25 protein-coding genes are annotated in these 20,051 nt (G+C 65.7%); 9 read left to right on the forward strand and 16 right to left on the reverse strand.

Annotation, left to right across the window (positions count from 1 at the left end; genetic code table 11):
* Positions 1-68 precede the first annotated feature (68 nt).
* The 7 genes from thpD to AB0H00_RS11990 form a co-directional block, all read right to left on the reverse strand.
* Positions 69-974 carry an ectoine hydroxylase gene (thpD, locus tag AB0H00_RS11960; RefSeq protein ID WP_357264816.1) on the reverse strand — a complete coding sequence of 302 codons (906 nt, stop codon included), beginning with the start codon at positions 972-974 and terminating at the stop codon, positions 69-71.
* Positions 975-982: 8 nt separating this feature from the next.
* Complete coding sequence (locus tag AB0H00_RS11965) at positions 983-1,384, reverse strand: ectoine synthase (RefSeq protein ID WP_357264818.1); 402 nt, start codon at positions 1,382-1,384, stop codon at positions 983-985.
* A complete protein-coding gene (gene ectB / locus AB0H00_RS11970; protein ID WP_357264820.1) occupies positions 1,381-2,658 on the reverse strand; it encodes a diaminobutyrate--2-oxoglutarate transaminase in 1,278 nt (425 codons plus the stop codon). The genes AB0H00_RS11965 and ectB overlap by 4 nt, the downstream gene beginning before the upstream one ends.
* Positions 2,655-3,257, reverse strand: coding sequence for a diaminobutyrate acetyltransferase (gene ectA / locus AB0H00_RS11975; protein WP_357264822.1), 603 nt, complete (start codon positions 3,255-3,257; stop codon positions 2,655-2,657). Before ectA ends, ectB begins: the two co-directional genes overlap by 4 nt.
* 84 nt (positions 3,258-3,341) lie before the next feature.
* The gene (locus tag AB0H00_RS11980; RefSeq protein WP_357264824.1) at positions 3,342-4,382 is read right to left on the reverse strand and encodes a HAMP domain-containing sensor histidine kinase; all 1,041 of its coding nucleotides are present in this window, start codon (positions 4,380-4,382) and stop codon (positions 3,342-3,344) included.
* Between the two features lie 53 nt (positions 4,383-4,435).
* Entirely contained in the window at positions 4,436-5,146 is a 711-nt protein-coding gene (locus AB0H00_RS11985; protein ID WP_357264826.1) for a response regulator transcription factor, read from the reverse strand.
* A 699-nt stretch (positions 5,147-5,845) separates the two neighbouring features.
* On the reverse strand, positions 5,846-6,124 hold the full coding sequence (locus AB0H00_RS11990; RefSeq protein ID WP_357264828.1) for a hypothetical protein: 279 nt from the start codon (positions 6,122-6,124) through the stop codon (positions 5,846-5,848).
* Between the two features lie 811 nt (positions 6,125-6,935).
* On the opposite strand from AB0H00_RS11990, the gene AB0H00_RS11995 reads away from it, so the two are divergent.
* The gene (locus AB0H00_RS11995; protein ID WP_357264830.1) at positions 6,936-7,103 is read left to right on the forward strand and encodes a hypothetical protein; all 168 of its coding nucleotides are present in this window, start codon (positions 6,936-6,938) and stop codon (positions 7,101-7,103) included.
* A gap of 7 nt (positions 7,104-7,110) precedes the next feature.
* Here the strand turns inward: AB0H00_RS11995 and AB0H00_RS12000 are convergent, their stop codons facing one another.
* The 5 genes from AB0H00_RS12000 to AB0H00_RS12020 all read right to left on the reverse strand — a co-directional run bounded on the left by AB0H00_RS12000 (position 7,111) and on the right by AB0H00_RS12020 (position 12,031).
* Complete coding sequence (locus tag AB0H00_RS12000; RefSeq protein ID WP_357264832.1) at positions 7,111-7,896, reverse strand: RNA polymerase sigma factor SigF; 786 nt, start codon at positions 7,894-7,896, stop codon at positions 7,111-7,113.
* Positions 7,886-8,317 carry an anti-sigma factor gene (locus AB0H00_RS12005; protein WP_357264834.1) on the reverse strand — a complete coding sequence of 144 codons (432 nt, stop codon included), beginning with the start codon at positions 8,315-8,317 and terminating at the stop codon, positions 7,886-7,888. The genes AB0H00_RS12000 and AB0H00_RS12005 overlap by 11 nt, the downstream gene beginning before the upstream one ends.
* Positions 8,318-8,495: 178 nt before the next feature.
* Positions 8,496-9,137, reverse strand: coding sequence for a PAS and ANTAR domain-containing protein (locus AB0H00_RS12010; RefSeq protein ID WP_357265090.1), 642 nt, complete (start codon positions 9,135-9,137; stop codon positions 8,496-8,498).
* Positions 9,138-9,273: 136 nt separating this feature from the next.
* Positions 9,274-9,693, reverse strand: coding sequence for an STAS domain-containing protein (locus tag AB0H00_RS12015; RefSeq protein ID WP_357264836.1), 420 nt, complete (start codon positions 9,691-9,693; stop codon positions 9,274-9,276).
* Positions 9,694-9,892: 199 nt separating this feature from the next.
* Complete coding sequence (locus tag AB0H00_RS12020; protein ID WP_357264838.1) at positions 9,893-12,031, reverse strand: catalase; 2,139 nt, start codon at positions 12,029-12,031, stop codon at positions 9,893-9,895.
* A gap of 341 nt (positions 12,032-12,372) precedes the next feature.
* Between AB0H00_RS12020 and AB0H00_RS12025 the strand changes: the two genes are divergently transcribed.
* Positions 12,373-13,584, forward strand: coding sequence for a glycosyltransferase (locus AB0H00_RS12025; protein WP_357264840.1), 1,212 nt, complete (start codon positions 12,373-12,375; stop codon positions 13,582-13,584).
* Between the two features lie 192 nt (positions 13,585-13,776).
* Here the strand turns inward: AB0H00_RS12025 and AB0H00_RS12030 are convergent, their stop codons facing one another.
* Both AB0H00_RS12030 and AB0H00_RS12035 read right to left on the reverse strand, forming a co-directional pair.
* On the reverse strand, positions 13,777-14,295 hold the full coding sequence (locus tag AB0H00_RS12030; RefSeq protein ID WP_357264842.1) for a DUF6328 family protein: 519 nt from the start codon (positions 14,293-14,295) through the stop codon (positions 13,777-13,779).
* Positions 14,282-14,704: a ChaB family protein gene (locus tag AB0H00_RS12035; protein WP_357264844.1), complete on the reverse strand. Its 423-nt coding sequence runs from the start codon at positions 14,702-14,704 to the stop codon at positions 14,282-14,284. Before AB0H00_RS12035 ends, AB0H00_RS12030 begins: the two co-directional genes overlap by 14 nt.
* Before the next feature lie 134 nt (positions 14,705-14,838).
* On the opposite strand from AB0H00_RS12035, the gene AB0H00_RS12040 reads away from it, so the two are divergent.
* From AB0H00_RS12040 to AB0H00_RS12050, 3 genes are read left to right on the forward strand one after another with little or no spacing between them, the layout of a single operon-like run.
* A complete protein-coding gene (locus AB0H00_RS12040) occupies positions 14,839-15,405 on the forward strand; it encodes a nucleotidyltransferase family protein (protein WP_357264846.1) in 567 nt (188 codons plus the stop codon).
* The gene (locus AB0H00_RS12045) at positions 15,406-15,660 is read left to right on the forward strand and encodes a BON domain-containing protein (RefSeq protein WP_357264848.1); all 255 of its coding nucleotides are present in this window, start codon (positions 15,406-15,408) and stop codon (positions 15,658-15,660) included.
* Between the two features lie 5 nt (positions 15,661-15,665).
* On the forward strand, positions 15,666-16,385 hold the full coding sequence (locus tag AB0H00_RS12050; protein WP_357264850.1) for a metallophosphoesterase: 720 nt from the start codon (positions 15,666-15,668) through the stop codon (positions 16,383-16,385).
* Between the two features lie 14 nt (positions 16,386-16,399).
* Here the strand turns inward: AB0H00_RS12050 and AB0H00_RS12055 are convergent, their stop codons facing one another.
* A complete protein-coding gene (locus AB0H00_RS12055) occupies positions 16,400-16,819 on the reverse strand; it encodes a CBS domain-containing protein (RefSeq protein WP_357264852.1) in 420 nt (139 codons plus the stop codon).
* A gap of 214 nt (positions 16,820-17,033) precedes the next feature.
* Here AB0H00_RS12055 and AB0H00_RS12060 point away from each other — a divergent pair, with 214 nt between their 5' ends.
* The 4 genes from AB0H00_RS12060 to AB0H00_RS12075 all read left to right on the forward strand — a co-directional run bounded on the left by AB0H00_RS12060 (position 17,034) and on the right by AB0H00_RS12075 (position 19,289).
* On the forward strand, positions 17,034-17,972 hold the full coding sequence (locus tag AB0H00_RS12060) for a glycosyltransferase (RefSeq protein WP_357264854.1): 939 nt from the start codon (positions 17,034-17,036) through the stop codon (positions 17,970-17,972).
* 130 nt (positions 17,973-18,102) lie between these two features.
* Complete coding sequence (locus tag AB0H00_RS12065; RefSeq protein WP_357264856.1) at positions 18,103-18,444, forward strand: hypothetical protein; 342 nt, start codon at positions 18,103-18,105, stop codon at positions 18,442-18,444.
* A gap of 75 nt (positions 18,445-18,519) precedes the next feature.
* Positions 18,520-18,978: a hypothetical protein gene (locus tag AB0H00_RS12070; RefSeq protein ID WP_357264858.1), complete on the forward strand. Its 459-nt coding sequence runs from the start codon at positions 18,520-18,522 to the stop codon at positions 18,976-18,978.
* On the forward strand, positions 18,975-19,289 hold the full coding sequence (locus tag AB0H00_RS12075; protein ID WP_357264860.1) for a hypothetical protein: 315 nt from the start codon (positions 18,975-18,977) through the stop codon (positions 19,287-19,289). Before AB0H00_RS12070 ends, AB0H00_RS12075 begins: the two co-directional genes overlap by 4 nt.
* Positions 19,290-19,712: 423 nt before the next feature.
* On the opposite strand, the gene AB0H00_RS12080 is transcribed toward AB0H00_RS12075, so the two are convergent.
* Positions 19,713-19,961: a CsbD family protein gene (locus AB0H00_RS12080; protein ID WP_357265092.1), complete on the reverse strand. Its 249-nt coding sequence runs from the start codon at positions 19,959-19,961 to the stop codon at positions 19,713-19,715.
* Positions 19,962-20,051 lie beyond the last annotated feature (90 nt).

Here is a 20,051-nt window from a genome sequence, read left to right on the forward strand (position 1 = left end):
TCGCCAATCGAATCGTCCCGGTGCACGGCCCCGCTCCTGTCGGGCGGGCGCACACCGGGACGGTCACGTCACGCCGAGAGTGGCGTGAAGTCGCGGCTGCCGATGTATCCGGGCCGTGGCGCCGGCGCGGCGAACGGCTCCACGAGGGTGTTCTCCACACTGTTGAACACCAGGAAGATGTTCGCGCGTGGGAACGGCGTGATGTTGTTCGACGACCCATGCATCAGATTGGAGTCGAACAGCAGCGCCGACCCGGCCCTACCGGTGAACTGGCTGATCCCGTATTGCTTCGCGAGCGAGGTGATGTCCTCGGTCGTCGGCACGCCGATCTCCTGCTCCTGCAACGACTCCCGATAGTGCTCGGCCGGGGTACTGCCGAGGCAGGGCACGAAGGTGCGGTGCGAGCCGGGCATCACCATCAGGCTGCCGTTGATCGGATAGTTGTCGGTCAGCGCGATGGACAGGCTCACCGCGCGCGGCGCAGGCATGCCATCCTCGGCGTGCCAAGTCTCGAAATCCGAGTGCCAGTAGAAGCCCGTGCCGCGGAAGCCGGGCATGTAGTTGACCCGGCTCTGGTGCACATACACCTCCGACCCCAGTACCTGTCTGGCCAGCCCGAGGACGCGTTCCTCCCGCGCCAGCTCGGCGACCGCGGAGCTGAGCTTGTGCACCTCGAAGATCGAGCGCACCCGGTTCGACGACTTCTCCACGATGAGCCGGTCGTCGTCGCGCAGCGCGGGATCCTCCGCGAGCCGGTGGATCTCGGCGCTGAACTCGGCCACCTCAGCCGGCGTCAGCAGCGCGTCGATGATGGCGAAGCCATCGGTGTCGAACGCGGCCAGCTCCTTGCTGTCTACCGTGCCCCAGACCGCGGGGTCGGCGCGCTCCAGATGCGGGGCGGGCACGCCGAGCCGAGTCGGGTAGCGATCGAACCGAGCGGTCTCGAGTCGAGAGTCGGTGTGCTGCAAAACCATTACTGTTCTTATCCTCCGATCGTCGTCGTGGCGACCAGCGGGTAGACGCCGTCGCTGTCGTGAACCTCCTGCCCTGTGACCGGAGGGTTGAACACGCACATCATCCGCATTGTGCTGCGCACCTCGAGCCGGTGGCGTTCGTGTCCGTCGAGCAGGTACATCGACCCGGGCACGAGCTCGTAGGTGACGCCGTTGTCCAGGTCGGTCAACGTGCCCTCGCCCTCGATGAGCCACACCGCCTCCACGTGGTAGCGGTAGTGGAACTCGTGCACGGTGCCTGCTTCGATGGTGGTCTCGTGGAAGGAGAAGCCCACGCCGTCGCCGCCGAGGACGATGCGCTTGCTGCGCCACCCCTCTCCCGCCACGTCGCGTTCGGTGCCGGTGATCTCCGCGGTGGTGCGCACGATCACGCGACCACCTCCACGCCACCACACACGGCGTCGACAGCGCCGGTGAGAATGTGCAGGCCCTGGTCGAGCTCCTGCTCGGTGATGGTCAATGGCGGCAACAGCTTCACCACCTCGTCTGTGGAACCGGAGGTCTCCACCAGTAGACCGCGCTCGAACGCGATCTGGCAAACCTTGCTCGCCTGCGACGGGTCATCGAACACGACGCCGTGCACAAGGCCGCGTCCTCTGGTCGAGACGCCGGGGAAGTACCCGGCAAGCTCGCTCAGTTTGCGTTCGATCCGCTCGCCTTTCGCCTGCGTCGCGGCCTGGAGGGCGCCATCGGACCAGAAGTGCCGCAGCGCGGTCGTCGCGGTGACGAACGCGGGGTTGTTGCCGCGGAAGGTGCCGTTGTGCTCACCGGGCGCCCACTGATCGAGTTCGGGCTTGAGCAGCACCAGCGCCATCGGCAGACCGTAGCCGCCGATCGACTTCGACAGCGTCACGATATCGGGGGTGATGCCCGCGACCTCGAAGGAGAAGAACGGGCCGGTGCGGCCGCAGCCCATCTGCACGTCGTCGACGATCAGCAGAATCTCACGGGCCGCGCAGAGCCCGGCGAGGTGGCGCAGCCACTCGGCGCGTGCGACGTTGACGCCGCCCTCGCCCTGCACCGTCTCCACGATCACAGCGGCGGGTCGGTCGACGCCGGACGAGCTGTCGTCGAGCACCTTCTCCATCCACTGGAAGTCGGCGGTGGTGCCATCGAAGTAGCCGTCGTAGGGCATGTGCGTCGCGTGCACCAACGGGACACCGGCACCCGCCCGTTTGGCCGCGTTGCCGGTTACCGACAACGCGCCCAGCGTCATCCCGTGGAAGGCGTTGGTGAAGCTGACGATCGTCTCGCGGCCGGTGATCTTGCGAGCCAGCTTGAGCGCTGCCTCTACGGCATTGGCGCCGGTCGGGCCGGGGAACTGGACTTTGTAGTCCAGTCCACGGGGGGTGAAGAGGGTGTCGCGCAGTGTCTCCAGCAGTTCTCGTTTGGCCGCGGTCGACATGTCCAGGCCGTGCGTGATGCCGTCACCGGCGATGTAGTCCAGCAGCGAGCGCTTGAGCACCTCGTTGTTGTGGCCGTAGTTCAGCGCACCGGCACCTGCGAAGAAGTCGAGGTAGTCCCTGCCCTCCTCGTCGCGCAGCCAGCTACCCTTCGCGGTGGTGAACACGGTGGGCCAAGCGCGGCAGTAACCGCGCACGTTCGACTCCAGACTCTCGAAAACAGTGGTGTCGGCGTTGATCATCGGTAATCCTCCTCGGTGGTGCGGGCAGTCGGTGCGATGCGGTACAGCTCCTCGGGTGCATGGCTGTCCGGGAAGACGGCGGCATCGAACAAGGGGCACTTGCTGATGGCGGCTTCCCTCACCCGGGCTACCGACCTGAACATGGCGATGGATGCGGTGTTGTCCGGCGAGATCGTCGTCTCCAGCACCGAAACTCCTTTCGCTGAAACGCTGTTCAGCAACGTGTGCAGCAGATCGGCGCCAGTACCGCGGCCGCGCTGCGAGCGCTCCACCGCGACCTGCCAGACGAAGACGGTATCTGGAGCCTGCGGGCGGACGAATCCGATGACGTATCCCACGATGCGGCCGTTGAGCTCGGCGACCACGGAGGTTCCCGCGAAATCTCGGCACCAGAGCAAATACGCATAGCTCGAGTTGGCGTCGAGCACCGCGGATTCCTTGGCGATGCGCCACATCTGGGCGCCGTCGCCCAGGCGGGGGGTGCGCAGGACCACAGCCGGTCCGGTGTCTTTCGGTGTCGCGTTCGAACCCAGGGCGGCCGCCGCGCTCTCGACGCGCGATCGCTCGATCTCCGCTGCGGACAGGGTTGGCGATGACATACAACTCCCTCGTCGGGCCAGCAGTACTTATCCAGGCTTGCGAAGCGACTTTGAGGTGAACCTGTCGACTTCTTTACGGTTGTGTTACGGATGCATGTCGTCCAACCGGGGCAGGCGCACAACGAATCGCGCGCCGCCGCCGGACCGCTCGGTGCATTCGACGTGGCCGCGATGCGTGGCGACGGTCTCCGCGACCAGCGCGAGGCCGATGCCCGTGCCGGTGGCGGAGCGGCGGCCGCTGCGCGCGGTCGCGAAACGTTCGAATATGCGAAGCCGGTCTGCGGGCGGCACACCAGGACCGGCGTCGTCGACGATGATCACCGCGTCGGTGCCGTCGCGGCTCGCGGTGACCGCCACCACGCCGCCGCCGTGCCGGTCCGCGTTGTGCAGCAGGTTGGCCACCGCACGTTCCAACTCCAGCTTGCGACCGCGCACGATGACGTCCTGGGTCACCATGAGCAGCTCCGCGGGATAGCGGCGATCGGCCAACGTATGGGTCAGCAGATCGCGCACAGACAGCGGCTCGGCGTCGCCGTGATGCATCCCTGCCTCGACCCGGGCGAGGGCGAGTAGGTCGTCCAGCAACCTACGCAGGTGATCGACCTCGTCGGTGATCAAGCCGAGCGCGCGCCGCGAGCGTTCGGGCAGATCGTCGCGGTGCCGGTTGAGCACGTCGACGCTGGCCATCAACGTGGTCAGCGGCGTGCGCAGCTCATGGCTGACATCGCCGAAGAGCCGGTGTTCACGCTCGATACGACGCTGCAGTGAGTCCACCATCGTGTTGAACGACTCGACGGTGATCGCCAGGTCGTGATCCGGGGTGGAGGACAGCCGCAGGTCCAAATCACCGGAGGCGATCCGTGCCGCCGTCCCGGCGAGCTGGTGCAGCGGGGTCAGCACGCGTCGGCTCGCCCACCATCCCACGGCCGCGCCGATCAGCGTGACCACGATGGCACAGCCGATCAGCACATTGCGCAGCAGATCCAGATCGGAATTGAGATCGCCGGACTGCTCGGTGCTCGCGTGCGACCGCTGAGCTTCCAGGTAGCTGCGACTGATGAGGAACACCGATACGACCAGAACGAGCGACATCAGCGCGGCGATCGCCGCGAACGCGGCGGTCACCCGGCCGCGCAGGCTCCACGCGTTCGGGCTCCAGTGTTTCCGGTCCAGAGAGCTCAGCGCCGAACATCGAGTCGGTAGCCAAGGCCGCGCACCGTCACGACGATGCGCGGATCGGACGGATCGCGTTCGATCTTGGTGCGCAGTCTGCGCATATGGACGTCCACAATGCGCTCGTCACCGAAGAATCCGCGATCCCACACCCGTTCGAGCAGAACTGTGCGGCTGAGTACCCGGCCTGGCGCCTCCGCCAGTTCGCACAGCAACCGGAACTCGGTGAGTGTGAGCCGGATCTCCTCGTCGCCGCGCCGGACCACACCGCTGTCCTGCGCGAGCACCAACGGCGCTGCGTCGTCGGCGTCGAGAACCATCTCCTGCGGCGTCTCGCGCTCGGCGGTGATCCGTGCGCGACGGCGCACCGCGCGCATACGGGCGGTGATCTCCTTGATCTCGAACGGCTTGGTGACGAAGTCGTCGGCGCCCGCCTCCAGCGCGGCCACCACGTCGTGGGTGTCGTCGCGGGCGCTGACCACGATGATCGGCACGTCGTGGTCACGGCGGATCTCCCGGATACATTCGAATCCGTCCATACCGCCGAGCATCAGGTCGACGATCATCACATCGGGGACGCCGTTGCTGCGCAGATGGGTGAGCGCGTCCTCGGCTTCCCCCGCCTCATCGACGTCGTAGCCCTCGTCTTCCATGGCGAGTCGTAATGCGCCACGGACCCGGTCGTCGTCTTCCACGATCATCAGGTTTGCGCTCAAGACCTTATCCCTTGCAGACATGCGGATCCGCGCCATATGCGGAGAATCGCATCCCCATACCGACGCGACATTCCGCTTTCGAGCAATCTTGCCTGATTACGTTTACCCGAACATACCGTCCGGTAAACCCGGCGGGCAGCCGCGCTCATCCGCCGCCGACCGCGACGCCAACGGCCGTTGGAGCGGTGATCGGGCCGAAGACGGTCGGGTGTGACTCGCCGTTCGGTGACCGCGCGACCTACCGTGTCGCTACCCAACTCGATTCGGCCAGAACGTCTCTGTCCGTGCGGGGCATTGCTCGGCGCCAGCGCCGAACGCCGGGCTCAAGGCCGAACATTGTCCCACTCGCTCTCTGCGGAGTCGAGGTCGATTCAGGTGCACCGGTGACCGGTCTCACGCCATCGCACAGGCCGAGCGGCGCGCTCCGCCGCCGAATAAACCGGTGGAGCGATGATCGCGCACTCGGCGGCGGGGGCGGGCAACCATGGGTGGAACCGCGAGAACATCCGAGTCGTGCCGGGCAGCAGAGCTCTCGTTAGGTGGGTGTTCGACCCCGGAGGTGGCAGATCGCGGCACACGTTCAGGAGAGGGTGGTGGTGCTGGGTGACGTCGTGCCAGATGGCTGGAAGTAGGTACCCCCCGACTGGTTGGGCGAGAGGCGCGGCGCCATGGCCGTAAGGCCGATCTCGATCAGGGGTGTCACCGGTCGGGGTGCTCGAGCCGATTGAAATTGCTCGGCGTCCCATCAGGCCGTTGTTCCTGGTAGCGAAAATGCAACCGCCGCGCATCGAACGTGGCGAACCATTCGTCCCAGTCCACAGTGCGGAGCACCGCACCACCGTACCCGGGGAAATCGAAGCGCAGCACACCGAGCCGCCCGTTGTACTCACTGCCGGGCAAGGTCGCGGGGCGGGCTCCGCGTTGCTCCGCCCAGCGCCGGATCACCTCATGACTCGTCGTCGTGCGGGTGTCGTTCATGCGGTCCCCCCGCTGTGCGGGGGGAGGGATTTCCGTTGCGTGTCTCGGCGACCTCGAACTGCCCGACCTGGGGTTTCGGGTGCCTGGTCGTCGCTGGTCGTTCATGACGAACTCCTCGAGCCGTTGGCATCGTTTGTCCGGCTTTCCTTCACGTACCCCACGCCACCGACGCGCAAACCGGCCGGTTCACCGTCCGCCGAACGTCGTTGTCGATTCGGCTCCACTGAGGGCCGGCGGCTGATTCGGATGAGGGTGCACGGGTACCCCGGACGGCGAGGGCGACTGTCCGAGGTTTGGTCGGCCTGCTGCCCGTTGTAGCCGATCACCTCGGTCATCGGCGTGCCGCTTCGGTGTCGCGTCGAGACATCGCAGAGCGAGGAGGAGATCAGCATGACCCGCCCGGTCCCACCGAATCCGAGCCCGATCCCGCCGGGACCGATACCCGACCCGATACCGCCGAGCCCCACGCCCGAGCCACTCCCCGATCCGGAACCTGTATCGCCCGATCCGGATCCGCGGCCGGTCCCGCCGACTCCGGAGCCCCCGCCACGCCCAACGCCGGCACCAAGGCGGCCGCGGCCACCGATACCCGATCCCGGACAGCCGTTCCCGACGCCGCAGCCGCCGGGGCCGACACCGGATCCTGCGCCACCGGATCCCCTACTCGACGAGGCGACTATGGCGATCTGACAGGCAAGACGCGTGCTGCCTTGCCGCAGGACATCCGCCAACTGCTGGGAATCGGGTGATATCGATGGCCGAGTTTCGGCAGATCATCGAACGAGACGGACGACAGCCCTGAGGAGGAGTCATGCAACGAGGCAACAGCAAGCACGGACCGATCCGCGACGAACAACTCGCGCACGAATTGGAAGGCACCCTGCGTGGCAACCGATCGAGCCGAGCCGAGCAATGGCGGGAACCGGAACCGCCCGCCGACGACGACGCAGACACGCCCGATCGTGTCGAACGGCCCTGATTGGCCGTCAGTCCCGCAACGCCTGTTCGCGCAGCTGGTTCAACGTTCTGGACAGAATGCGCGAGACGTGCATCTGGGAGACGCCGAGGCGGTCCGCGATCTGGGTTTGCGTCATTGATTCGAAGAACCGCATCACCAGGACTTGCCGCTCACGGTCGGGCAGCTCCTCGATCAGCGGCCGGACCGCAAGGTAGTCCTCCACCACGTGGTAGGACGTTTCCTCGGCGCCGAGGCTTTCCAGCAGCGGCAACGGCGCGTTCTCGATGTCGTCACCCGCGACTGCGTCGATGGACGAGGACTGGTAGGCGTTACCCGCGATGAGGGCCTGGGTTACTTCGACCAGGTCCACGTCCAACGCCGCGGCGATCTCCCTGGCTCGCGGCATACGACCGAGGCGTTGGGACAGTGTCTCCACTGTGACGCCGATGGTCAGCTGGATCTCCTTGACACGGCGAGGCACGCGCACCGCCCAGGTGTTGTCGCGAAAATGCCGACGCACCTCACCCATAATGGTCGGCACCGCGAAAGACAGGAACGACGATCCGCGGGTGACGTCGAACCGGTCCGCCGCCTGCACGAGACCGAGGCGTGCGACCTGCAACAGATCATCGAAGTTCTCGCCGCGGCCGGAGAATTTCCGAGCGATGTGGTCCGCCAGCGGCAGGCATCGGCTGATCAACTCCGATCGCAGGGTATCTCGGCGCGGGTCATCGGGCTCCAGTGCGGCGATCTTCTCGAACAGGGGCTCTATGTTGTCGTAGCTGTCGCCGCGCGATCTCGATTCAGCGGTCATCCGCGACACCTCGAACCCAACTGAAGTCCACGATTGTCGGGTATCCGCCGAGCATCCCGTCGTAGGGGCTTTGCGCAGCGGCGATCGAATCAGTCAGGGTCCGGACGATGTGCCAGCCGAAGCCGCCTCCGTTGACCGCCGATGACGAGACGGCGACCGAGGAGACGTGGACAAACATCTGATTGGTGTCGTAGGTGAAGTTGCAATCGATGGCCGACTCCGAGACGGCATCCAGGATGAGGGACGTCGCCACCTCGTCCAGCGCCAGCCGGATGTCGGTCACCTCATCGAGCGCGAAATCCGCGATGAGCGCCACGGTTTCGGCCAGGGCGCGCAGCATGGTCAGCTGCTCCAACCGGGCAGGCACTCGTACGCCGATCGTCGTCGTTTCGGTCGAGGATCGGGAAGTCCACTCGCCCATGCCCATCACCACCTCGTTCTCGCAGCCGACCGGAGACGGTCGGGTACCGCTCCCCGCGTTCCCGACCACACGAGCCCAGCGCCTCGCGGCAATCGGAATACAAGAGGCCGCGGCTTCCTCAAACCGTGGCGTACCCGCCGCATGATGCTCGAAACGGCTACGCTTCGAGCCGCCGAAGTCAACCGTTTCGAACGCGCTCGTGTGCGGTGAGCAGTAGATGGTCGAATCGGGTGCGCAAACCGCTCGCGGAATCCGCCAGTGACGCCAGATCGGCGACCAACCGCTCCGCCAGCGCGCGCAGTTTGACGTTGGTTTCCTGCGAACGCCAACTGAGCACGCGGAAGGCCTGCTCCGGACCGATGCCGTATACCAGCATGAGCGCACCTTTGGCCTGCTCGATCACCGCTCGTGTGGCGTACAGCTCCGGGAGCGCGTCATCGAGGGCTTCCTGCCGGTGCTCTTCGAGCGTGTCGGTGACGTCGATGTAGTACCCGGAAGTGCCGACCACCTGGTCCTGCTCATCATTCATAGTGTCGGCCACCACGATCACATGGTGGACTCGCCCGCCCGTGTCGATGATCCGGTGGCGGCTGGAGAACGGCTCGGCGTTCTCGATGGACTTCTCCAGCGTGCTCGCGACCTGTGCCCGGTCTTCGGGATGCTTGTGGGTCAGCAGAAGGTCCGTGGTCGGCGTGATACTTCCCGGCGCATAGCCGTGCATTTCCGCTACTTCGTCGGACCATTCCCAGCGGCGATCAGCGAACCAGAACCGGAAGGCGCCAACGTTCTGCGGCGTGCCGAACCCGATCACCTGGCTCATCACCTGGCTCAGCACCAGGCTGTCCTCCGGCGGTAGCGACCCACTTTCAGTCATATCGCCAGTATCCTTTGTGGCCACACGCCACGCGAGCACACCACGCCACGTCATCGGCGGGGTGCCTCTCCTGTGGAACCGCTCAGCCGTGCAAAGCGGCCCGCATCGAGGCATACCGGTGAAACAGCCCGCGGACCTCGGTGACCTCGAGGGCACGCTCGATCACCTGGCGTCCGGCCACGATACGGAGGTCAGGGCCACCACGGGCGTCTCGGTTTTGTTTGACCGCGCCCAGCGTCGCCGCGACCCGCAGACTGAGGAATCGCGCCGCGCGCAGATCGACGACGATCGCGTGGCAGTCCGACTCGGCGGCACGATCGAGCGCCTGGAAGAACTCGGAGAAGGCCGCGGCGTCGAGTTCGCCTTCGACTCGGACCACGACGCATTCCCGGCGGCGGTCCACGTGCTGCGCCCACAATCGGGCCTTCCCGCGGGGTTTGGGCCCCGAGCCGTTCCGATGTACTCCGTCGGCGTGCTCCCGGAGCAAAGAAATGGCGGACATAACAGAACCTCCCGTACAAGGGGGGATTTCCAGCCCTACGCGGCGGGGGCGACGGTCAGCGGACGGATGTCGCAACGAGGTTGTCGCTACTTCCGCCGATCGGCGGGCCCGGGGTTCGTGCTCTCCGCGTCGAACCGGGGTCGGCTGTAGTCTCAACCTGCCTCTCAGTCTGTCATGGTCCGGCACTGCTGTCATAGGTTCAGGCGGGAACTGCTGCTGTGGAGCGGCGCCATATCCGGTGACTCGCGATCGCGTCGGCGAAAGCGTCGATGAAAGTCGCCTCCACTTTTCCGCCCGATGTCGGGGTCACGACTACGCCATTGGAGGTGGCGAGGTCCGAGTCCGGCGGCATGTCGGCGGCGATGCCTGCCACACGCAGCACCAAGCTGCCTGCGCCGAACGCCGCGATCGGCTTCGCGTGCTTGAACGCCTCCAGAAGAAAGTGCACAGCGGTGCCGTTGCGTGAAATAGTCTCCGCCGCGCTCGGGCCGCCGGCGACGACGACCGCGTCGTAGAGCACCGAGGCGGTGGTGGTGATGGACCGGTCGACCGGGAACCCTTCGCTGTCGTCGTTGCGCACTGCGCCGCCGTGCAACCCCAGGACCTCTACCACCGCGCCCCGCTCGGTGAGTGCCGCGCCGACGGCGCGCACACCCGCCGCGTCGGCGCCGTCGGCGACCAGCACGGCGATCTTCCGGGTAGCGATGGTGTCCATGGTCGTGTTGCTCTGCGACAGCGCCGGCGAGGTCATGGTCGGTTCGATCTCCTCCGTCTTCGCCGGCGCGGACATGCCCAACTCGACCGCGACCCGCACGGCCAATTCCGGGTCCACATGGGCCAAGTGATCGAGCACCTGGCTGCGTATGTCGGGTACGGCGACCTTGCCCAGTTCGAAAGCGAACGCTTCGACGATGTGCTCGGCCTCGGTCGGCGACATGCTGCGCCAGAACATGCGCGGCTGACGGTAGTACTCCTGGAAACTGTCGGCGCGCCGCCGCATCTTTTCGCCGCTCACGTGCTGGGTGTAGTGCTGGAACACCTCCGAAGACGCCAACGCGGGACAGCCGCCGCCGAGCGAGTTCTTTGTGTAGCTTGCTCTGCCCTGTGGGATCGCGTGCTGGCCGAATCCGTCCTGCTGGTGGTTGCGGTCGTCGGCGACCGGGCGATTGATCGGCAGCTGCGCGAAGTTGGGGCCGCCGAGCCGGATCAGCTGGGTGTCCAGGTAGGAGAAGTTGCGCATCTGCAGCAGCGGATCATTGGTGAAGTCGATACCGGGCACGATATTCGCGGTATGGAAGGCCACCTGTTCGGTTTCGGCGAAGAAGTTGTCGGGGTTGCGGTTCAGCACCATGACGCCGATCGGACGGACCGGTACCAGCTCCTCGGGAATGATCTTGGTGGCATCGAGCAGGTCGAAGTCGAAGTCGAACTCGTTCTCCTCGGGTACCAACTGCACACCGAGTTCCCACTCCGGGAACTGCCCCGCCTCGATGGTCTCCCACAGATCGCGCCGATTGAAATCGGGGTCCCTGCCCGCGATCTGCTGACACTCGTCCCACAGCAGCGAGTGCACGCCCAGCCTCGGCTTCCAGTGGAATTTGACGAAGGTGCCCCTGCCCTCGTCACCGACGAATCGGAACGTGTGCACGCCGAACCCTTGCATCATCCGATAGCTGCGCGGCAACGCCCGGTCCGACATCAGCCACATGATCGCGTGCAGCGACTCCGGCTGCAACGCCACGAAATCCCATAGCGTGTCGTGCGCCGAGGAAGCTTGCGGAATTTCGTTGTGCGGCTCGGGCTTCACCGCGTGCACGAAGTCAGGGAACTTGATGCCGTCCTGAATGAAGAAGACCGGGAAGTTGTTCCCGACCAGATCGTAATTCCCCTGCGCCGTATAAAACTTCGTCGCGAACCCGCGCACGTCGCGCACCGTGTCCGCGGAGCCCCGGGAGCCGACCACCGTCGAGAATCGAACGAACACGGGAGTTCGAATGTCCGGGCTGGTCAGGAACTTCGCCGCCGTCACATCGGCCAGCGAATCGTCGTACGGCTGGAAGTACCCGTAGGCACCCGCACCTCTCGCGTGCACCACTCGCTCAGGTATGCGCTCATGGTCGAAATGGGTGATCTTCTCTCTGGCGTGAAAATCCTCGAGTAGCGTCGGGCCACGTTGACCCACCCCAAGCGCATTGTCTGTGCTGTCCACCCGCACACCCTGCTGCGTAGTCAGATAGCCCTGCTCGCGGTCGACTCGGCACTCGGCAAGCTGGCGCTGCTTGGCGTCGGCACCGGAATCGGAATCGGAATCGGCGCGACCGTTCGTTGCCTCGCCCACCATTGCTCCTTCCTGCTTTCCACACGCGTGCGCGCGGAAGAAATCGGTCTTGTTGTCGACTGCCCGCATACAGCCGTGGCAAACTTCCGCGTCTTCCGCGTCTTCCGCGTCTTCCGCGTCTTCCGCGTCTTCCGCGTCTTCCGCGGCTGCCCGGCCGCTCGTCCATTCCGATCGGCCGGGCCGGGCCGGGTACGCCGCGGCTAGCCGCCGCGCATTGTTTCGGTCGGCACCGCGAGGGCATATCCGGCACAAATCGGATCCACACATTCCCACTTGGCCGAGTGGCAACGCGCACTGTCGCTCCCCGCCGCGCCGCACCCTGGAGGAGAACGGAGCGAATCGTGAAAATCGCCATGGTTTCCGAACATGCGAGCCCTTTGGGGCGGTTCGGTGGCGTCGATGTAGGCGGACAGAATGTCCATGTCGCCGAACTGTCGGCGGCATGCGCCAGACGGGGGCATGAGGTCACGGTCTACACCCGACGGGACAATCCGACAGACGAGCAGGAGCTGCGCACAGCGGCGGGCTACCGGGTCGTCCATGTACCGGCGGGCCCTCCGAAGCCGCTCGGGAAAGACCGGATTCTGCCGTATCTTGGCGAATTCGGTACCTTCCTGCAGAGGCACTGGATTGTGGAGAAACCCGACATCGTGCACGCTCACTTCTGGATGTCGGGGTTGGCTGCTGAGCTGGCGGCTCGGGCGCACAATATCCCGGTCGTGCTCACGTTTCATGCACTCGGCACGGTGAAGCGGCGTTATCAGGGCCTGGTCGATACCAGCCCGCGCTCCCGCGTCCGGTTCGAGCGACTGATCGCCGCGCGCGCGGCGCACATCCTGGCCACCTCCGCCGATGAGATAGTCGAGTTGGGCAGAATGGGTGTTCCACGGATCCGGACCTCTATCGTGCCGTGTGGGGTCGACCTCTCGATGTTCACGCCCGAAGGGTCCACTGTCGAACGCGATCATCGGCATCGGCTGCTGGCTGTGGGGCGCTTGGTGCCGCGCAAGGGGTTCGACACCTCGATCAAGGCACTGCAGGAACTGCCTGACACGGAATTGGTGATCGCGGGCGGCCCCGCCGACGACGACAGCGAACCGCGACGGCTGCGCCAGATTGCCGTGGATTACGGGGTGCAAGAGCGGGTTCGGTTGCTCGGACCGGTCGCACGCGCGGAGCTGCCGTCCTGGTATCGCTCCGCCGACGTAGTGCTGTGCACGCCATCGTACGAGCCGTTCGGGATGGTGCCGCTGGAGGCGATGGCGTGCCGCAAACCGGTGGTCGCGACCGCGGTCGGCGGCATGCTCGACACGGTGATCGACGGGGTGACGGGACGTCTGGTCGCGCCGCCCGAGCCGATCGCCGTGGCCCGCGCCGTGCGCCCGTTGCTCGACAACGCAACCCTGCGCGACACCTGGGGCGCCGCGGGATATCAGCGTGCCGCTGGCCGCTACGGCTGGGATCGGATCGCAATGGAAACATTGACCGCCTACCACCACGCCGCACCCTCGCACGCGGGTGATGTCTTCTCGTCGGAATCGGCAATGTCGTGACCACCGGAGGCGCCTCCGCCCGCGGCCACCGCCGAGTAGCAGGCAGGAGGCACACTTCTGACCATCGAGCGGGGCAAGCCGGAGAACGGATTGGGGAATAGCCGTCCGGGCTTCCGATCGAGAGCGGGTGATCGAAGTGGACTTGCTCGGCACGGTTGACGTCGTCTGCGGTGCTGCCCGCGGTGAGGCGTGTCAGCGGTCCACCCGCATGCTGGCCCTGCGCCACCGCCACGGCGCGACCACCCAAATCGCAAGGAAAAGCGCCGCGACGACGGCGCCGGCGAACACTCCTTCGGCGGTCCCCGCGACCACAGCGACGACCAGAATCACCGCACCGGTGAGCGCGAGGCCGAGCAACGCGACACCGGCGAGCGCGCAACGGTGTGCCGCTGCCACCACGCTATCCAAACGGTGGCGCCGGAACAGGATTCGATGCCAGGAGACCGGGGCCACCAAGAACACCGTCGCGCCGATCGCTGCACCGACAGTGGCGAGGTAGAGCAAGCGCAGCGGCTGGGAGAGCTCACCGAACGGGGCCTGGAACGGCAGGATCAGCAGCGCACCGATGAGGAACTGCACCCCGGTCTGTACAACCCGCAGTTCCTGCACCAGATCGCTCCAGTTGCGATCGAGCCGCTCTACCTCAGTTTCCCTGCGCGCCTGCCGATACCAGTCGTCATCCTCACTCGCGCGGTCGTCACTTTCGCGCACCGGCGGTCTCCCGGCGATTGCGCTTCTCGATCGCCGAGACGAGTTCGTCCTTGGTCATCTTCCACCGGCCGGTGATCTGCAACCGGCTCGCGACGTCGAGGAGATGCTTCTTGGTCGCGTTGGCGTTCACTCCCTCGGCTGTCTCGCCCATCGCGTTCGGCCCGCCGCTCTGGGCCCGCTCATCGGAGGGTCCACGCTTGGCTTTGGGTTCCCAATGGTCGCCGACCTTTTCGTAGCTGTGCTTCAGCGCGCTGTAGGCAACGCGGTGTGCCCGTTCTTCGCTGCCGTATTCCTTCAACGCGGAATCGTGTGCCTTGGCGAAGGTCCGCTGCGCCTTGTCCCCCGACCGTTGCAGCGTGCTGGGCAACTCGGACTTCTTTGCGTCACCACGTGCAGTTGTCTTGGGCATTTCCCGGCGCTCCTTCCTTGTCGAATCGACATACGGGGCGGTCGCCGATTCAGCCCGTGGCGGTCCGCCTCGTAAGTAGTCGCGTACCCGGTCAGCGCACGATTAACCCAGCATTCCCCGGGTACCACCGCAGCATGGCAGCGACGATCGACCAACTGCTGCACGCGCTGACTCGCGCGGTGAACGCGCTGTCCGGCGCCGGAATCAAGTTCGCGGTGGCGGGTGGATGCGCGATTTACGCGCGGGGCGGCCCGGTCAGCCATCACGATGTGGATATCTTCGTCAAACCGGAGGACGTGTCACAGGCCGTGCACATGTTGGCGCGCAGCGGATTGCGGGTGTGCGATCCGCCAGAGGATTGGCTGCGCAAGGTCTACGACGGCGATGTACTGATCGACGTGATCTTCCGGCCGAACAACCGGGAAGTGACCGACGAATTGCTCGACCGCGCCACCATGATGCGGATCGGGCCCGCAGCGGCGCCGGTGATCAGCGGCACCGATCTCATGGTGGACAAGATGCTGGTCTTCGATGCGCACCGGCTCGACCTCAGCCCGCTGCTGCACACTGCCCGTGACGTCCGCGAACAGGTGGACTGGGCAGCAGTGCGCGAGCAGACCGCCGCGTCACCCTACGCCAGGGCGTTTCTCGGTCTGCTCGACGACCTCGGCATCACCGATACGCGGAGGAAGGCGGACTGAATGGAGCAGCCCCAGTACCTCGTTGCCCATCTGCGCAGGGCTCTCGCCGAAGATCCGCGGACCGCGGAACTCGGCGTGCACGTGACGATCCGCGGCGACGTGGTCGTGCTCGGCGGCGAAGTGAGCAGCGAGCGCATCAAACAGCAACTGGAAACGATAGTGCGCGAACAGCTACCGCAAGTGCGGATCCACAACGACGTTCACGTCACGCACCTCGCCGCGCCCGCTGACATCGAAGATCTCGGAAGGGGCTGAACGGAATGCGAATCGCGGCAGTCGGCGATGTCCACCTCGGTGCGGAATCACGCGGTCAATACCGGCCTGCGATGGTGGAGCTGCCCGAGCGTGCGGACATCCTTCTGCTGGCCGGCGACTTGACCAGGCACGGCACACTGGAGGAAGCCGAGGTCGTGGCGGCGGAGTTCAGCGGTATCGGTGTCCCGGTCGTCGCGGTGCTCGGCAACCACGACCACCACAGTGATGTCGAGCAAGACATCGTGAACCTGCTGACCGAGCACGGCATCACGGTGCTGGAAGGAACGGCGGCGCGCTTCGATATCGACGGACACAGTCTGGGCGTCGCAGGTACCAAGGGCTTCGGCGGTGGGTTCGCCGGAAAATGCGCCAGCGTTTTCGGCGAGCGCCTGATGCGCGAGTTCGCCGCGCATACTGTGGAACTCGCAGGATCGCTGAGCAGCGCCCTGGCCGAATCGGGCGCCGACATCACGATCGCGCTGACGCACTACTCCCCCGTCAGTGACACCTTGCACGGTGAACCGCGAGAGATATACCCATTCCTCGGCTCCTACCTGCTCGGTGAGGCTATCGACGCGGCCGGCGCCGATCTCGCATTGCACGGCCATGCGCACGCCGGCGCCGAACGGGGCACCACCCCGGGCGGCATCCGGGTGCGCAATGTGGCCCAACCGGTGATCCGTTCGGCGTACGCGGTTTACGAACTGCATCCGGACGGGGCCTGATCGGCGCAGCGGGATCAGAAGTCGGTCGAAACCGCCTCAACAGTGCTACCCGACTCGGCGTTGCCCAGCGATGTCGCGACGTCGGCCTGCGCGATGATGCCGACCAGACGGTGGTTCTCCAGGACCGGTACGCGCCGTACCTGATGCTGCGACATCACCGACATGACTTTGCGGACGTCGTCGGTCGCGTCCACGGTCACCGGCACGCCTTCGGCGAGTTCACCCGCGTCCACCCCGAGCGGGTCTTTACGTTCGGCGACCACCTTCAGCACGATATCGCGGTCGGTCAGCATGCCTTTCAGCCGATCGTCCTCGCCGCAGATCGGCAGCGCCCCCACGTTCAACTCCGCCATCCGTTGCGCCGCGGTGACGACCGAGTCGCTGGAACGCACACATTGGACGTCCGCGGACATGATCTCTCGTGCGATTGTCATCAGAGTTCCTCCTCCTCGTGACGGAATGAGTGCGCCGGCCGTCCGGCCACTCGTTGTCCGCGTACCCGGGTCCGGCACATGTACACGTTCGCCTGCGCCCGGGTTTCGGACGTGGTGGCGCGGGCACTCGGCGGATATGGAAGCTCCGACGACTCATTCGAACGGGGCAACGAGATCTCTGAACGTCCTCGTCTGGCATGTGCACGGCTTCTGGATGACCTCGTTCGTACAGGGGCGCCACCGATATCTGTTGCCGTATGACGCCGAACTCGGTGATTGGGCACGGGGCCGCCGCGGTCGCGACTGGCCCGGCAATGCCATCGAGATCGCACCAGCCGACCTCGCCGACGAAGACATCGATGTCGTTGTCCTGCAACGTCCGCACGAACTGGACCTGGTTTCGGAATGGCTGCGCCGGTCCCCCGGCTCCGACCTTCCCGCAATCTACGTCGAGCACGACACGCCACCCGAGCACGCGGCGCTCACCCGGCATGTCCTGGCCGACCGCACCGATATCCAGCTCGTGCACGTCACCCACTTCAATCGGCTGATGTGGGACAACGGGCGGTGCCCGACCACGGTCATCCCGCACGGCGTGCTCGATCCAGGGCATCTCTACACCGGAGAACTCCCGCGAGCCGCCACAATCATCAACGAGCCGGTGCGGCGCTGGCGGATCACCGGCACTGATCTGCTCGATCCGCTGTCCGGCGCCGCACCGATCGACGTCTACGGGATGGGCACCGAGGGTCTACACAAGGCACTTCGGGTCGATCCTCAACGGGTGTGCGGTGTCGGCGACTTCACACAGGACCGCTTACACGTCGAGTTGGCCCGCCGGCGGGTCTTCGTGCACGTTCCACGCTGGACATCCCTGGGCATGTCGGTGATCGAGGCGATGTACCTCGGGATGCCGATCGTGGCGCTCGGCACCACCGAGGCCTCGGCATCCATCCCGGCAGAGGCGGGTGTCGTGTCCACCGAGCCGGGCATCCTCGCCGAGGCGATCCGGCAGTTCCTGCACGAACCGATGTTCGCCCAGCTGACAGGGAAGGCCGCCCGGCATTGGGCGCAGGCCAACTTCGGCATCGACGAGTTCGTCGCGAGGTGGGACCGCCTGCTGACCTACATCGCCGACGGACAGGGCGGATAAGTGAGCAGTCCTGGTGGCCAGACTGGACAGCGGCCGCCACCGAAAGGCTCCTGCGGACATCGGTTGGTCCGCTTCGAACGGGGTATCCGGTCGAACATCCCGTTCGAAGTCAGGACGAAAGGACATCCTCATGCTTCCCGGACCCGATGAACCCACTCAGCGGTACGACCCTGCCGGGCATGGCCTACCCCGGGAGCACAGCTTCCCGGACCACGCGAGAACCGCCCGGAGTCATGCGGGCGAAGCCATCGAAGACGCTCGGAATTGGCCCGGGATGATCCTCGTCGGGGTCGGCGTCGTCACCGTCGCGCTCACCTTGACCGCCGCGGGCTACGGCTTCGAAGGCTGGGCCATCATCGGAGGCATCGTCGCCGCGGTGTGTCTGCTCACCGGCGTATTCCTGATCATCGCCGAGCATCGAAAAGTCAAGGCGCGCGAAGGACGCGCGCTGACCGATCCAGGCGGCCACTGATTCGGCGCGGTCGAGCGGGGTATGCCAAATCGTGACGCTGTGCGATGCCGGCGGTTTCGATTCGGAGGAGACGACATGACACACCATCGCTACCGTGCGACGCGGGCCTTGCTGATCGCCGGTGTGCTAGTGACGGGACCCGTCTTGGTCGGGTGCGCGGATGACAAGGACGTCGATTCCCTGCCCACCTCCCCGACCGATGCCACTGTTTCGATCACGATGCCCACGCCGAGTTCGTCGCAGGTGCCCAACACCGACGAGATCACCCCCGAGGCCGCGAAACAGTTGTGCGACATGATCCGTCCGGAAATCGACCGCTGGCGCGACCAAGGCCCCACGGTGGGCAAGGTGAGTTTCAACGGCACCGTACACGATTGGGCCGCCCGCAACGGAGGCCTGAACGACACGGTCGTTCGAGACCGCTCAGTCGTCGACGCCATCACCACCCAGAATTGCCCGGATGTGCGCCAGCAGGCGCTCGAGGCGCTCGACATCCCGGATCTAGCCTCGGGCCTCGCGGGATTCGGCCGATGAGAGCGGCACATGCCATAGCGGCTTGCCTGGTCACGACTGCTGCCGTGGTCGGTTGCGGTGACGAGGCGAAGAAGGCGGTGAATCGCGGCGGCGACACAAAATGCAGCGAGTTCGTCGCCCAGGACGCGGACAAACAGCGCATTACGGTCACGAAATTCTTGGAGCAGGAACGCAGTGGCAACGCGCCGCCGAGCGAGGATCGCACCATCGACGCCGCGGTAGCGGCGATCGAACTGATGTGCTCAGCGCAGGCCAATCCGGACACGCCGATCCGCAAGGCTGACCTCTCGGGTGTCCTCGTGCCCAAATAGCTGGTCGCGCCGCGGCCCGGGACTGGAGGCGGCGCGCGTTGATCCGGCCCGGCCTTCGGCCCAATGCCGCCGAGATGCCAGCCACTTCCGACCGGCAGTGGAACACGTGGACAGTAAGGCAAAAATATGACGAGTACAACGACGCGCCACCACCAGAACGTCGTCGATTTATTGCTCGTGCAGCACAGCAGAATGCGCGAATTAGTCGATGAAATGCTGTCCGCATCGGACATCGAACTTCGGGAACCGCTAGAGGAGCTGGCGCGCTTGCTGGCCGTACACGAGGCTACCGAAGCCGCACTCCTACACACCGCGGCGCGCTCTGGGTAATTCGGTACTCCGGGCAATTCTTTTGGCGGCCCGGTCGGAATAAAGGGTTGTCTGGCAAAAGCCGGACAACCCCTCAGTCACCGCCGACGTGGACTACCGCCGTCCGCTCTGGTGGGCACGCTGACGCTTCTCATCGACCGCCGCCTCGGCGCGCTCCTTCTCGGCGGCCGCCTCCTTCTGAGCGGCTTCGCGCTGAGATCCGGCCTTGTCTTGCTGGGCCTCGCCCTCGGCCCGCAGATCGTCCTTCCCGAAGACCGTTCCGGCGGCCTCCTTGACCTTGCCCTTGACGCCTTCCACGGCGCCTTCGAGCCCTTCCCGGGGTCCGCTCTCGTGTTCGGCCACGATATCCACCTCCGAAATATCGGTTACCAGGGACATCGATCGCGTACCCGGGGTACATAGGCTCAATCAGGACCCACGCTGTCAGGGTTC

It is taken from the genome of Nocardia sp. NPDC023852 (assembly GCF_040639505.1).
Lineage (GTDB): Bacteria > Actinomycetota > Actinomycetes > Mycobacteriales > Mycobacteriaceae > Nocardia.